Genomic DNA, 13,785 nt, shown 5'->3' with positions numbered 1-13,785 from the left:
TTTATGTTGCGCTCTCCACACGCCCCATCCTCCAGCGACCTCTCTATTCAAGATAGCCCCCCCCCCCCTTATCCAGCATCGAGTACTGACATACGGCTGTTGTGATTAGCCTATACGCTTTTTTGAAACCCTGGATCTACGCATAAAAACCCAGTAGAGAGCCGGCCCAACTATCATTCCAACAAGCAGCGCTGTAATCGTAATCAACGACAATGGAAGTTTCGGCCCCGCCCAACCAAGAAATATCAGTGATACGGATTGCTGGTTTTCAAGACTAAAAGCTAGAACCGCCAAAGCTAGCAGCAACACCAACACAGCGAGCAGTGCACGCTTGAGATTACCCATGAGCAGGTCCCTGCACGTTTGCTAATGTCAAAGGCCCTCCTCCTCATCCTCATTCACCCGATCCCGCAACTCCTTCCCCGGCTTGAAATGAGGAACGAATTTACCGTCAAGACTGACGGATTGACCGGTTTTCGGATTGCGCCCTACTCGCGGCGCCCGATAATGCAAGGAGAAGCTGCCAAAACCCCGGATCTCAATCCGATCCCCAGTGGCCAGGCATTGGGACATTTGTTCAAGCATAGTCTTGATAGCCAGCTCCACATCCTTTGATGAGAGCAGCCCTTGATGGGTGACAATTCGTTCGATCAACTCCGACTTCGTCATATTTTTCCCTTCTTTTTCAAGCAGCTAGGAAAAGCGCTTCAAAGGTTTTAGCATGCCCGGAAGAATTTGAACAGCCCGAGATCTTACATATCTTCAGCGGTATTCAGCGCGAACATTGATCATGCCCCGGCCCCGCTCATCGGCAGATAACCAGCATGGTGCGTGTCAGGTAACCCGCGGGATTGAAGCCGAAAGGATACTCATCTTCCTCTTTGGCATCATCGGATCGCGTGACCACCTTGTAACCGGCTCCCTTGCACTCCTTGGCAGCGCGCTTGTGACACTTTTCCCACCCTGACCCCAATCCTGAACAATCGACCTCAATACCGCTGACACCGCGCACCGCATGGGTCCTGGCAGTAGTGGTACAACCCGCCAATGTCATTAATGCTATTGCGACAATGAGCTTGTTCATTCCTTTCCTTATGCCGGGCGCCCTGCCCGACTGCCGTTCGCTTTTTGCTAAAGACTAGCTGCAAATAAGCGATTGATCCGATTAAAGAAAGAGACAGCTTCGCGGGACTGTTGGTTTCATGGGCGAACACTCTGTACCGGACGATCCCTGGCTGCATCAAATCGCAGGCACAAAAAAGGGCGACCGAAGTCGCCCTTTTTCTATGGTCTGACAGAACTTAGTTCTGTTTTTCCATTTGTGCACGCAACAGGTCGCCCAGAGTGGTAGGACCAGCAGCGATGCTATCCGAAGGCTTGTCTTTCAAGCTTTGGATGGCTTCTTTCTCTTCAGCATCGTCTTTCGACTTGATGGAGAGCTGGATTACACGGCTCTTGCGGTCAACGCTGATGATCTTGGCTTCTACTTCCTGGCCTTCTTTCAGAACGTTGCGCGCGTCTTCAACGCGGTCACGGCTGATTTCGGAGGCTTTCAGAGTCGCTTCGATATCGTCGGCCAGAGTGATGATGGCGCCTTTAGCGTCAACTTCTTTCACGATGCCTTTAACGATTGCGCCTTTGTCGTTCTCTTGAACGTACTCGGAGAACGGATCGCTTTCCAGTTGCTTGATACCCAGGGAGATGCGCTCGCGCTCTGGGTCAACCGACAGGATAACGGTGTCCAGCTCGTCGCCCTTCTTGAAGCGGCGAACGGCTTCTTCGCCCACTTCGTTCCAGGAGATGTCGGACAGGTGAACCAGACCGTCGATGCCGCCGTCCAGACCAATGAAGATACCGAAATCGGTGATCGACTTGATGGTGCCGGAGATTTTATCGCCCTTGTTGAACTGGCCAGAGAAATCTTCCCATGGGTTGGATTTGCACTGTTTGATGCCGAGGGAGATACGACGACGCTCTTCGTCGATGTCCAGAACCATAACTTCCACTTCGTCGCCGACTTGTACGACTTTCGAAGGGTGGATGTTCTTGTTGGTCCAGTCCATTTCGGAAACGTGTACCAGACCTTCAACGCCTTCTTCCAGCTCAGCGAAGCAGCCGTAGTCGGTCAGGTTGGTTACACGAGCGGTGACGCGAGTGCTTTCTGGGTAACGGGCTTTGATAGCAACCCATGGATCTTCGCCCAGCTGCTTCAGGCCCAGGGAAACACGATTGCGTTCGCGATCGTACTTCAGAACCTTGACATCGATCTCGTCGCCAACGTTGACGATTTCGGAAGGATGCTTGATACGCTTCCAAGCCATGTCGGTAATGTGCAGCAGGCCATCGACGCCACCCAGATCGACGAATGCGCCGTAATCGGTGAGGTTCTTGACGATACCTTTGACTTGTTGGCCTTCCTGCAAGGATTCCAGCAGAGCTTCGCGCTCGGCGGAGTTCTCGGCTTCCAGGACGCTACGACGGGAAACGACAACGTTGTTGCGCTTCTGGTCCAGCTTGATGACCTTGAATTCCAGCTCTTTGCCTTCCAGGTGCGTGGTGTCGCGCACAGGACGGACGTCAACCAGAGAACCTGGCAGGAACGCACGGATGCCGTTAACGTCGACAGTGAAGCCGCCTTTAACCTTACCGTTGATAACGCCCTTGACCACTTCTTCGGCTGCGAAGGCTGCTTCCAGAACAATCCAGCATTCAGCGCGCTTGGCTTTTTCACGGGACAGCTTGGTTTCGCCAAAGCCGTCTTCAACCGAGTCCAGAGCAACGTGAACTTCGTCACCGACGTTGATGTTCAGTTCGCCAGCGTCGTTGTAGAACTGCTCAAGCGGGATGAGTGCTTCAGACTTCAGGCCAGCGTGAACGGTTACCCAGCGAGCTTGGTAATCGATATCAACGATAACACCGGTGATGATGGAGCCTGCCTGAAGGTTCAGGGTTTTTAGGCTTTCTTCAAAGAGTTCCGCAAAGCTTTCGCTCATTTTAATTCCTGTTGATGAGGGCGAAGAATACGCCCATCTCCACGTCCCAGACGATGTGGGTTAGTTTCATTTAAAAGAAGCACCGCAGGACTATGACTGGTCCCCTGCGAAGCTTCTTGGTCACCCGGCGATATCGCGAATGGCGATCTCACTCATGATGCGTTCCAGCACCTGATCGATGGATAATTCCGTGGAATCCAGCTGAATGGCGTCAGCCGCCGGCTTGAGCGGGGCTACCGCTCGCTGGGTGTCACGCTCATCGCGTGCACGTATCTCATCTAGCAGACTCGACAGACTAACACCATCGACTTTGCCCTTCAACTGCAAGTATCGACGGCGCGCACGTTCCTCGGCACTGGCGGTGAGGAATATCTTCAGCGGCGCATCGGGGAAAACCACGGTGCCCATGTCGCGACCATCAGCCACCAGGCCCGGTGCTTCCTGGAAAGCGCGCTGGCGCTGCAGCAACGCCTCGCGCACGGCTGGCAACGCCGCGACCTGGGAAGCGCCGGAACCAATGCTTTCGGTGCGGATGACGTCGCTGACTTCATCCCCCTCAAGAATGATGCGCTGCAACTGACCGTCGGTCGCCGCGATGAACTGCACATCCAGATGAGCGGCCAGCTTTTTCAGCAGCTCTTCGTTGGTAAGGTCGACGCCATGGTTATGCGCGGCAAACGCCAGCAAACGATAAAGCGCACCGGAATCCAGCAGATTCCAGCCCAGACGCTTGGCCAGGATCCCGGCTACAGTGCCCTTGCCGGAGCCGCTTGGCCCATCAATGGTGATGACCGGTGCAATGATTTTCACGACTGAGCCTCTTGTGCAACACGGATACCGACCTGTGCGCACAGCGCCAGGAAGTTCGGGAACGAGGTCGCGACGTTGGCGCAATCATGGATGCGGATCGGTGCAGTGGCGCGCAGGGAAGCAACGCTGAAGGCCATGGCAATCCGGTGATCGCCGTGACCGTGAACTTCACCGCCGCCGATCTGGCCGCCGTCAATGATGATGCCGTCCGGAGTCGGTTCGCATTTGACGCCCAGCGCCAGCAAGCCATCAGCCATGACCTGGATCCGGTCCGACTCTTTGACTCGCAGCTCTTCCGCACCGCGCAGGATGGTGCGCCCTTCGGCACATGCCGCCGCCACGAACAGCACCGGAAACTCGTCGATGGCCAATGGCACCAGCGCTTCGGGAATCTCGATACCTTTGAGTTTAGCCGCACGAACGCGCAGGTCCGCTACCGGCTCGCCGCCGACTTCACGCTGGTTTTCCAGGGTGATGTCAGCGCCCATCAGGCGCAGGATGTCGATCACGCCGGTACGGGTCGGGTTGATGCCGACGTGCTCGAGCACCAGTTCCGAGCCTTCGGCGATCGAAGCGGCCACCAGGAAGAACGCAGACGACGAAATATCGCCCGGCACTTCAATGTGGGTGGCGGTCAGCTTGTGGCCGGACTCGACCGACGCGGTCGCACCGTTGACGGTGACCGGATAGCCGAAGCCGCGCAGCATGCGCTCGGTGTGGTCGCGGGTTGGCGCAGGCTCGGTGACGGTGGTCTTGCCTTCGGCGTACAGCCCCGCCAGCAGCAGGCAGGATTTAACCTGGGCGCTGGCCATCGGCATGGTGTAGGTCAGGCCTTTGAGCTTGTTGCCACCACGAATGATCATCGGCGGACGACCTTCTGCAGCGGTCTCGATCACGGCGCCCATTTCACGCAGCGGGTTGGCCACGCGATTCATCGGACGCTTGGACAGCGAGGCGTCACCCGTCAAGGTGCTGTCGAAGTTCTGCGCAGCCAACAGGCCGGACAGCAGGCGCATCGAGGTGCCGGAGTTGCCCAGATAGATAGGGCCCGGCGCAGGCTTCAGGCCATGCAGGCCGACGCCGTGGATGGTCACGCGCCCGTGGTGCGGACCTTCGATCACGACACCCATGTCGCGGAAGGCCTGCAAGGTCGCCAGGGCGTCTTCGCCCTCGAGGAAGCCTTCGACTTCGGTGACGCCTTCGGCGAGGGAGCCGAGCATGATCGAACGGTGGGAAATCGATTTATCGCCCGGTACACGAATCCGCCCAGTCAGGCGGCCACCAGGTTGTGCCAGGAAAATCAGGTCGTTGGAGTTCATAGCGTCCACATAAGCCCGGCGGGCCAGGATTTTACTGAAATGTTCGCGGGCAACCCGGGCGCGAGTGAATACGCCCAACAATTGGTGCCCATCCCCTGCATCGACCGCGTCGCGCAAGGCGTCGAGGTCACTGCGAAATGTATCGAGTGTGCGCAGGACAGCTTCGCGGTTGGCGAGGAAGATGTCGTGCCACATGACCGGGTCGCTTCCTGCGATTCTTGTGAAATCGCGGAAACCGCCGGCAGCGTACCGGAAGATCTCAAGGTTTTCATTGCGCTTGGCCAGCGAATCGACCAAACCGAACGCCAGCAAGTGCGGCAAGTGACTGGTCGCCGCCAGCACTTCATCGTGGCGCTCGACCTGCATGTGCTCGACATCGGCGCCCAGTTCGCGCCACAAACGGTCAACCACTGCCAGTGCCGCCGGATCGGTTTGATCCAGCGGTGTCAGAATCACTTTATGGCGACGGAACAGCTCGGCATTGGAGGCTTCCACCCCGCTCTGCTCGGAACCGGCAATCGGATGGCCCGGCACGAAACGCGCCGGCATGCCGCCAAACGCCTCGGTCGCGGCACGCACGACATTGCCTTTGGCGCTGCCGACGTCGGTCAGAATCGCTTGCCCCAGGTCCATGCTGGCCAGGCGGCCGAGCATCTTCTCCATGGCAAGGATCGGTACGGCCAGCTGAATCACATCTGCGCCCTGACAAGCGACCGCCAGGTCTTCTTCGCAGCGATCGACCACGCCCAATTCAACCGCAAGCTTGCGCGACTGCGGATCGAGATCGACACCGACGACTTCGCGGCACAGGCCGCTTTCACGCAAACCCTTGGCGAACGAACCGCCAATCAGCCCCAGACCGACCACCACCAGGCGACCGATCATAGGTTCAGCAGATTGCAGAGCAGTGACATCAACCACGAGCCAGGACCTTGGTCAGCGCCTCAAGGAAGCGGCTGTTTTCCGCCGGCAGGCCGATGGTGATGCGCAAGTGGTTCGGCATGCCGTAGTTGGCCACCGGACGCACGATCACGCCTTCGCGCAACAACCCCTGGAAAACCGGGGCCGCCACACGACCCAGGTCAACACAGATGAAGTTGCCCTTGGATGGAATCCAGCTCAGCCCCAGCTCACGGAAACCCGCTTCAAGCTGCTGCATGCCGGTTTCGTTCAGGCGACGGCTTTCTGCCAGGTAGTCGGTATCTTGCAGTGCAGCGCAAGCAGCGGCCAGGGCCAAGCTGTTGACGTTGAACGGCTGGCGCACACGGTTCAGCACATCGGCAACCACCGCGGTGGACAAGCCATAACCGACCCGCAGCGCCGCCAGGCCGTAAGCCTTGGAGAAGGTGCGCGAGACCAACAGATTCGGGTAGGCCGCCAGGTAGTCGAGACCATCCGGCAAGTCGCTGCCTTCGGCGTATTCGATGTAGGCCTCGTCCAGCACCACCAGCACATGTTCCGGTACGTCCTGCAGGAACTCGTCCAGCGCTTCGGCGCCAAACCAGGTCCCGGTCGGGTTGTTCGGGTTAGCGATGAAGACCACGCGGGTATCGGCATCGATTGCAGCCAGCATGGCCGACAGATCATGACCCCAGTCTTTGGCCGGAATCACTTTGGCCGTAGCACCGACAGCTTGCGTGACGATCGGATAGACCGCAAACGCGTGCTCGCTGAATACCGCGTTCAGGCCCGGTGCCAGATAAGCGCGAGCGACCAGCTCCAGGATGTCGTTGGAGCCATTGCCCAGCGTCACCTGATTCAGCTCGACGCGGCATTGGTCGGCCAGCAGGGTCTTGAGCGCAAAACCGTTGCCGTCCGGGTAACGAGTCAGCTCGGCCAGCTCTTCACGAATCGCAGCCAGCGCCTTCGGACTGGCACCCAACGGGTTTTCGTTGCTCGCCAGTTTGACGATGCTGGCCGGATCGATATTCAGCTCGCGCGCCAGTTCATCCACAGGTTTGCCCGGAACGTAAGGCGAAAGTTGTTGCACGCCTGGCTGTGCCAGAGCGAGGAAGTTGCCACTCATTTGCTACCCCTTAGAGAACGGCTTTCGGGTAGGAACCCAACACTTTAAGTGCCACTGCTTCCTGACTGATTTTTTCCAGCACACCTTTCACCAGCGGATCGCGATGGTGGCCGACGAAGTCGATAAAGAACACGTAGGTCCATTTACCGCTGCGCGAAGGACGTGTCTCGATTCGCGTCAGGTCGATGCCATTGTCGTGGAACGGCACCAGCAACTCGTGAAGCGCGCCTGGCTTGTTGCTCATGGAGACGATGATCGAGGTCTTGTCGTCGCCCGTCGGCGGCACTTCCTGGCTGCCGATCATCAGGAATCGCGTGGAGTTGTCCGGGCGATCCTCGATTTTCTCGGCCAGACGGGTCAGCCCGTACAGGCCTGCGGCCATGTCGCCGGCAATGGCCGCCGAGTTCCACTCACCCTTGACCCGCTTCGCGGCTTCGGCGTTGCTCGACACCGCCACGCGCTCGACATTCGGGTAGTGTGCGTCCAGCCACTTGCGGCACTGGGCCAGCGACTGGGCATGGGAATAGATACGGCTGATGCTGTCGGTCTTGGTGTTTTCACCGACCAGCAAGTGATGGTGAATCCGCAACTCGACTTCACCACAGATGACCATGTCGTGCTCAAGGAAGCTGTCGAGGGTGTGGTTGACCGCGCCCTCGGTGGAGTTTTCCACCGGGACCACGCCAAAGTTCACCGCACCGGCCGCCACTTCGCGGAACACTTCGTCGATCGCCGCCATGGGCTTGCTGATCACCGCGTGACCGAAGTGTTTCAGGGCCGCGGCCTGGGTGAAGGTGCCCTCAGGGCCGAGGTAAGCCACTTTCAGCGGCTGTTCGAGGGCCAGGCACGAGGACATGATTTCGCGGAACAACCGCGCCATCTCTTCATTGCCCAGCGGTCCCTGATTACGCTCCATCACGCGCTTGAGCACCTGAGCTTCGCGCTCAGGACGATAGAACACCGGCACTTCGCCTTCGGCCAGCGAGGCCATCTTTACTCGCGCAACTTCCTGGGCGCAGCGTGCGCGCTCACTGATCAGCTCCAGGACTTTTTCGTCCAGGGCATCAATGCGCAGGCGCAGTGCCTTGAGTTCTTGCTCAGACATTAGCCATGTTCCTTCTCGAACTCTGCCATGTACGAAACCAGTGCGTTGACCGCAACGATGTCGACGGCGTTATAGATGGAGGCGCGCATGCCGCCCACAGAACGGTGCCCCTTGAGGTTCAACAGCCCACGCTCGTCGGCACCGGCCAGGAATGGCTTGTCGAGACGATCGTCAGCCAGACGGAACGGCACGTTCATCCACGAGCGGTCGGACTTGTTGATCGGGTTGCTGTAGAGGCCGCTGGCATCGATGAAGTCGTACAGCGTGCGCTGTTTCACTTCGTTGAGCTTGCCGATGGCTTCGACACCACCCTGCTCTTTCAGCCACTCGAACACCAGGCCGGACAAGTACCAGGCCAGGGTTGGCGGGGTGTTGTACATCGAGCCGTTATCGGCCGCGACCTTGTAGTTGAGCATGGTCGGGCACAGGGAACGGGCATGACCCAGCAGGTCTTCACGAACGATGTTGACGACGATGCCGCTCGGGCCGATGTTTTTCTGGGCGCCGGCGTAGATCATGCCGAAGCGCGAAACATCGATCGGACGCGAGAGGATGTCCGAGGACATGTCGGCGACCAGCGGAACGTCACCGGTTTCCGGGACCCAGTTGAATTCCAGGCCGCCAATGGTTTCGTTCGGTGCGTAGTGAACGTAGGCCGCGTCTTTCGACAGCTTCCATTCGTTCTGACCAGGGATAGCGAAATAGTCGTAAGGCTTGGCGGTGGCGGCGACGTTGACGTTACCGTAGCGCGAAGCTTCTTCGATGGCTTTCTGCGACCAGATACCGGTATCGATATAGTCGGCGGTGCGACCTTCCGGCAACAGGTTCAGAGGAATCTGAGCGAATTGCTGGCTGGCACCACCTTGCAGGAACAGCACTTTATAGTTCGAGGGGATATTCAGCAGATCCCGCAGATCCTGCTCGGCCTTGGTCGCAATGGACACGAACTCATCACTGCGATGGCTCATTTCCATGACCGAGAGGCCCTTGCCGTGCCAATCAAGGAGTTCACCCTGGGCGCGCTGCAGGACAGCTTCGGGAAGTGCCGCAGGACCGGCACAGAAGTTATAGGCTCTCTTGCTCACATCCAATCTCGCTCTGATTTGGTGGTAGTCACGCAATAAATCTGTAGGAGCTGTCGAGCAGAGCGAGGCTGCGATCTTTTAGAGCCAAGTGAAAGCAAGAGCCAGATCAAGAGATCGCAGCCTCGCTTCGCTCGACAGCTCCTACATTAAAATCAATTCCACAGTTCCTGGAGGACAAACAACAAGGGGGCGAATTTTCATCCGCCCCCTGTTTGTCCGCTTACTCTTGCGGTTCTTCGTCGGCAGCGGCGTCGAGTTGCTGGTCTTCGGCAGCGTCGTCGATCACGACTTCACCGTCGAACACTGCACCTTCTTCGCCCTCTTCGCCTTCCAGCTCTTCGCCTTCGACTTCCGACGGCTCCTGAACCCGTTCCAGCCCTACCAGCGTTTCATCGCTGGCCAGCTTGATCAGGGTCACGCCCTGGGTGTTACGACCCAGGCTGGAGACTTCGTCGACACGGGTGCGAACCAGCGTACCCTGGTCGGAAATCAGCATGATCTCCTCGCCGTCGAGCACCTGAACCGCGCCGACCAGACGGCCGTTACGGTCGTTGCTGACCATGGCGATAACGCCCTGACCGCCACGCTTGTACTCAGGGAACTCGGTGATCGCCGTACGCTTGCCGAAACCACGGGCCGAGGCGGTAAGGATCTGGCTGCCCTCTTCCGGAATCAGCATGGAAATCAGCTTCTGGCCTTCCGGCAGACGCATGCCGCGGACACCGCGAGCGGTACGGCCCATGGCGCGGACGTCGGTTTCCTTGAAGCGAGTGACCTTGCCACCGTCGGAGAACAGCATGACTTCACGATCGCCATCGGTAATGGCGGCAGAGATCAGTACGTCACCTTCATCCAGTTCCAGCGCGATCAGACCGACGCTGCGTTGGCGGCTGAAGGATTCCAGCGGGGTCTTCTTCACGGTGCCTTTGGCGGTGGCCATGAAGATGAAGTGACCTTCGGTGTATTCCTCGACCGGCAGCATGGTGGTGATGTATTCATCACTGTCGAGCGGCAGCAGGTTGACCAGCGGACGACCACGGGCTGCGCGGGACGCTTCCGGGATCTCGTAGGTTTTCAGCCAGTACACCTTGCCTTTGCTGGAGAACAGCAACAGCGTGGTGTGGCTGTTGGCGACCAGCAGGTGAGCGATGTAGTCCTCATCCTTGACGCCGGTAGCCGATTTGCCTTTACCGCCACGACGCTGGGCCTGGTACGCAGCCAATGGCTGGGTCTTGGCATAGCCACCATGGGAAATAGTCACGACGCGCTCTTCTTCCGGGATCATGTCACCCAGGGTCAGGTCGAGACGGGCATCGAGAATTTCGGTGCGTCGCACGTCGCCGTATTCGGCACGGATCACTTCCAGCTCTTCGCGGATCACTTCCATCAGGCGCGTGGCGCTGTTGAGGATGCGGATCAGCTCGCCGATCTGGTTGAGGATCTCTTGATACTCGGCCAGCAGTTTTTCGTGTTCCAGACCGGTCAGGCGGTGCAGACGCAGTTCCAGAATGGCTTGCGCCTGTTCCGGCGACAGGAAGTACTTGCCTTCGCGCAGACCGTATTGCGGATCGAGGTTTTCCGGACGGCACGAATCGGCACCGGCACGCTCGACCATCGCGACCACGGCGGAGGATTCCCAAGGCGTGCTGATCAGCGCTTCCTTGGCTTCCGACGGGGTTGGCGAGGCCTTGATCAGGGCAATGACCGGGTCGATGTTCGACAGGGCAACCGCTTGACCTTCCAGAATGTGACCACGTTCGCGGGCTTTACGCAGCTCGAACACGGTACGACGGGTAACGACTTCGCGACGGTGGCGAACGAAGGCTTCCAGCAGGTCCTTGAGGTTCAGGATCCGCGGACGGCCGTCGATCAGCGCCACGATGTTGATACCGAACACCGCTTGCAGCTGGGTCTGGGCGTAGAGGTTGTTGAGGATCACCTCAGGCACTTCGCCACGACGCAGCTCGATCACGACGCGCATACCGTCCTTGTCGGACTCGTCGCGCAATTCGGTGATGCCTTCCAGCTTCTTCTCTTTTACCAGCTCGGCGATCTTCTCGATCAGACGGGCCTTGTTCAGCTGGTAAGGGAGTTCGGTGATGACGATCTGCTGACGGCCACCGACCTTGTCGATGTCTTCGATGATCGAGCGGGCGCGCATGTAAATGCGACCGCGACCGGTGCGGTAGGCTTCGATGATGCCGGCGCGGCCGTTGATGATCGCGGCAGTCGGGAAGTCCGGGCCGGGGATGTATTGCATCAGCTCATCGATGGTCAACTCGGGGTTGTCGATGAGGGCCAGGCAACCGTCGATGACTTCACCGAGGTTGTGCGGCGGAATGTTGGTCGCCATGCCCACGGCGATACCGCTGGAGCCGTTGACCAGCAGGTTGGGAATACGGGTCGGCATGACCGCCGGGATCATTTCGGTGCCGTCGTAGTTCGGCACCCAGTCCACGGTTTCTTTATGCAGGTCGGCCAGCAGTTCGTGCGCCAGCTTGGTCATGCGCACTTCGGTGTATCGCATGGCCGCGGCGTTGTCGCCGTCCACCGAACCGAAGTTGCCCTGGCCGTCTACCAGCAGGTAGCGCAGCGAGAATGGCTGCGCCATCCGAACGATGGTGTCGTAAACCGCGGTATCACCGTGAGGGTGATACTTACCGATCACGTCACCGACAACACGGGCAGATTTCTTGTACGGCTTGTTGAAGTCGTTGCCCAGCTCGCTCATCGCGAACAGCACACGCCGGTGCACGGGCTTCAAGCCATCGCGCGCATCCGGCAGTGCCCGCCCGACAATTACGCTCATCGCGTAGTCGAGGTAGGACTGCTTCAGCTCGTCTTCGATATTGACCGGGAGGATTTCTTTGGCCAGTTCGCCCATGAGAAGCCTGATTCCTTTTTCTGGTGAAACTTCGTCACATCCATATGGGACGAACGAAGCTCGCCGATGCAGGCTGATTGCCAGTGCACCGACTTACGACAAATCAACGAGTTATGCCATGGATCTGCGCAGTAAAGGCAGCCACATCGGGCTACCTTGGAAACCGCCGGATGTTATCACAAGAGCCGCCACGCACCTATCCCCCAGACGCGCATGGAGTGTAGTTAGTTGACTGGTGGCAGGCTTAACGGCGACGAGAGAGGCTCAGAGCCACTCCGAATGCAGAATTCGCGACCGAATTACGGATGTTTATTGGCATTGCGCGCCTCATCGCCAGCAGGCTGGCTCCCACAGGATCGGTGTCGATCACAAAACCTGTGGGAGCCAGCCTTCCGGCGATGGCGATTCACAAGACGCCGAACGCCCTCAATGCAGTCGCTTGCGGCACATCAACTGCGCCATCTTCGCCGTATCCGGACGCTCGACGATGCCTTTCTCGGTGACGATCGCGTCGATCAAATCCGCCGGGGTCACGTCGAACACCGGGTTGAACGCATCGACATCCGCCCCGACTCGCTTGCCGCCCACTTCCAGCAACTCGCGGCCGTCACGCTCTTCAATCGGAATGTCGTCGCCACTGGCCAGGTTCATGTCGATGGTCGAACTCGGCGCCACCACCATGAAGCGCACGCCGTGGTGCATGGCGTTCACCGCCAGTTGATAAGTACCGATCTTGTTGGCCACGTCGCCATTGGCGGTGATCCGGTCGGCGCCGACGATGACCCAGGTAATGCCTTTGGTCTTCATGATATGGGCAGCGGCAGAGTCGGCATTCAAGGTCACGGGAATGCCTTCGTTGGCCAACTCCCACGCCGTCAGACGCGAACCCTGTAGCCAAGGACGGGTTTCGTCGGCGTAGACGCGCTCGACCATGCCCTCGATGAACGCCCCGCGAATCACCCCCAGCGCGGTGCCGAAGCCGCCGGTGGCCAACGCGCCGGTGTTGCAGTGGGTCAGGATCGCCTGCGCGTTGCCCTGATGCTTGCGGATCAGGTCAACACCCAGTTGCGCCATGGTCAGGTTGGCTTCGCGATCACTTTCGTGAATGGCAATGGCCTCCGCTTCCAGCGCCGCCAGTGGGTCTGCATCTTCCTTGAGACGATCCAGGCGGTCACGCATGCGACTCAAGGCCCAGAACAGATTCACCGCCGTTGGCCGGGAATCGGCCAGCAACGCGTAATCCTCTTCCCACGCAGCCTGCCAGTCACCGCCTTCTGCAATTCGGGCACGGGCTGCCAGCACCATGGCATACGCAGCACTGATGCCAATCGCCGGAGCACCACGCACCACCATCGAACGAATGGCTTCGGCCACGCCAGCAGCGCTGGTGTAGGCAATCCAGGTTTCCTCGAATGGCAAAATACGCTGATCCAGCAGGTACAGGGCGCCATCACGCCAATCGATGGCCTTCACCTTCTCCGCAGCCAACAGTCGATCGCGCATCCCACACCCCGTACTCAGTAACAAAGCCGCCGATTATAGCGATCCCCCCGCGAAGACGCT

11 protein-coding genes are annotated in these 13,785 nt (G+C 58.9%); all 11 read right to left on the bottom strand.

Annotated features, from left to right (window positions below; genetic code table 11):
- Nucleotides 1-105: 105 nt before the first annotated feature.
- The 11 genes from ACM6IQ_RS09210 to mtnA all read right to left on the bottom strand — a co-directional run bounded on the left by ACM6IQ_RS09210 (nucleotide 106) and on the right by mtnA (nucleotide 13,725).
- Entirely contained in the window at nucleotides 106-345 is a 240-nt protein-coding gene (locus ACM6IQ_RS09210) for a LapA family protein (protein ID WP_414878566.1), read from the bottom strand.
- Nucleotides 346-372: 27 nt separating this feature from the next.
- Nucleotides 373-669 carry an integration host factor subunit beta gene (ihfB, locus tag ACM6IQ_RS09205; protein WP_003369729.1) on the bottom strand — a complete coding sequence of 99 codons (297 nt, stop codon included), beginning with the start codon at nucleotides 667-669 and terminating at the stop codon, nucleotides 373-375.
- A gap of 136 nt (nucleotides 670-805) precedes the next feature.
- Nucleotides 806-1,084, bottom strand: coding sequence for a hypothetical protein (locus ACM6IQ_RS09200; protein ID WP_017337301.1), 279 nt, complete (start codon nucleotides 1,082-1,084; stop codon nucleotides 806-808).
- 217 nt (nucleotides 1,085-1,301) lie between these two features.
- A complete protein-coding gene (rpsA, locus tag ACM6IQ_RS09195) occupies nucleotides 1,302-2,993 on the bottom strand; it encodes a 30S ribosomal protein S1 (RefSeq protein ID WP_007899744.1) in 1,692 nt (563 codons plus the stop codon).
- 120 nt (nucleotides 2,994-3,113) lie between these two features.
- Nucleotides 3,114-3,803 carry a (d)CMP kinase gene (cmk, locus tag ACM6IQ_RS09190; RefSeq protein ID WP_017337300.1) on the bottom strand — a complete coding sequence of 230 codons (690 nt, stop codon included), beginning with the start codon at nucleotides 3,801-3,803 and terminating at the stop codon, nucleotides 3,114-3,116.
- Nucleotides 3,800-6,007: a bifunctional prephenate dehydrogenase/3-phosphoshikimate 1-carboxyvinyltransferase gene (locus ACM6IQ_RS09185; protein WP_414878977.1), complete on the bottom strand. Its 2,208-nt coding sequence runs from the start codon at nucleotides 6,005-6,007 to the stop codon at nucleotides 3,800-3,802. Before ACM6IQ_RS09185 ends, cmk begins: the two co-directional genes overlap by 4 nt.
- Nucleotides 6,008-6,035: 28 nt before the next feature.
- Entirely contained in the window at nucleotides 6,036-7,148 is a 1,113-nt protein-coding gene (gene hisC / locus ACM6IQ_RS09180) for a histidinol-phosphate transaminase (RefSeq protein ID WP_017337298.1), read from the bottom strand.
- Nucleotides 7,149-7,158: 10 nt separating this feature from the next.
- Nucleotides 7,159-8,253, bottom strand: a complete 1,095-nt coding sequence (gene pheA / locus ACM6IQ_RS09175; RefSeq protein WP_017337297.1) for a prephenate dehydratase — start codon at nucleotides 8,251-8,253, stop codon at nucleotides 7,159-7,161.
- Nucleotides 8,253-9,338, bottom strand: a complete 1,086-nt coding sequence (serC, locus tag ACM6IQ_RS09170; protein ID WP_414878565.1) for a 3-phosphoserine/phosphohydroxythreonine transaminase — start codon at nucleotides 9,336-9,338, stop codon at nucleotides 8,253-8,255. Before serC ends, pheA begins: the two co-directional genes overlap by 1 nt.
- A gap of 220 nt (nucleotides 9,339-9,558) precedes the next feature.
- On the bottom strand, nucleotides 9,559-12,222 hold the full coding sequence (gene gyrA, locus ACM6IQ_RS09165; protein ID WP_017337295.1) for a DNA gyrase subunit A: 2,664 nt from the start codon (nucleotides 12,220-12,222) through the stop codon (nucleotides 9,559-9,561).
- A 426-nt stretch (nucleotides 12,223-12,648) separates the two neighbouring features.
- Complete coding sequence (gene mtnA, locus ACM6IQ_RS09160; RefSeq protein ID WP_017337294.1) at nucleotides 12,649-13,725, bottom strand: S-methyl-5-thioribose-1-phosphate isomerase; 1,077 nt, start codon at nucleotides 13,723-13,725, stop codon at nucleotides 12,649-12,651.
- Nucleotides 13,726-13,785 lie beyond the last annotated feature (60 nt).

It is taken from the genome of Pseudomonas sp. IT-P100 (assembly GCF_949767185.1).
In the GTDB taxonomy this organism is placed as follows: Bacteria; Pseudomonadota; Gammaproteobacteria; order Pseudomonadales; family Pseudomonadaceae; genus Aquipseudomonas; species Aquipseudomonas fluorescens_B.
The sequence above is the reverse complement of the archived record's forward strand: the minus strand, read 5'-3'. Positions and strand labels throughout refer to the sequence as shown.

What these genes read in the sequence shown, in the direction of transcription:
- ACM6IQ_RS09200 (WP_017337301.1), bottom strand. Translation starts at nt 1,084, where the DNA reads ATGAACAAGCTCATTGTCGCAATAGCATTAATGACATTGGCGGGTTGT.
- ACM6IQ_RS09210 (WP_414878566.1), bottom strand. Translation starts at nt 345, where the DNA reads ATGGGTAATCTCAAGCGTGCACTGCTCGCTGTGTTGGTGTTGCTGCTA.
- ihfB (WP_003369729.1), bottom strand. Translation starts at nt 669, where the DNA reads ATGACGAAGTCGGAGTTGATCGAACGAATTGTCACCCATCAAGGGCTG.
- hisC (WP_017337298.1), bottom strand. Translation starts at nt 7,148, where the DNA reads ATGAGTGGCAACTTCCTCGCTCTGGCACAGCCAGGCGTGCAACAACTT.
- pheA (WP_017337297.1), bottom strand. Translation starts at nt 8,253, where the DNA reads ATGTCTGAGCAAGAACTCAAGGCACTGCGCCTGCGCATTGATGCCCTG.
- mtnA (WP_017337294.1), bottom strand. Translation starts at nt 13,725, where the DNA reads ATGCGCGATCGACTGTTGGCTGCGGAGAAGGTGAAGGCCATCGATTGG.
- ACM6IQ_RS09185 (WP_414878977.1), bottom strand. Translation starts at nt 6,007, where the DNA reads ATGATCGGTCGCCTGGTGGTGGTCGGTCTGGGGCTGATTGGCGGTTCG.
- rpsA (WP_007899744.1), bottom strand. Translation starts at nt 2,993, where the DNA reads ATGAGCGAAAGCTTTGCGGAACTCTTTGAAGAAAGCCTAAAAACCCTG.
- gyrA (WP_017337295.1), bottom strand. Translation starts at nt 12,222, where the DNA reads ATGGGCGAACTGGCCAAAGAAATCCTCCCGGTCAATATCGAAGACGAG.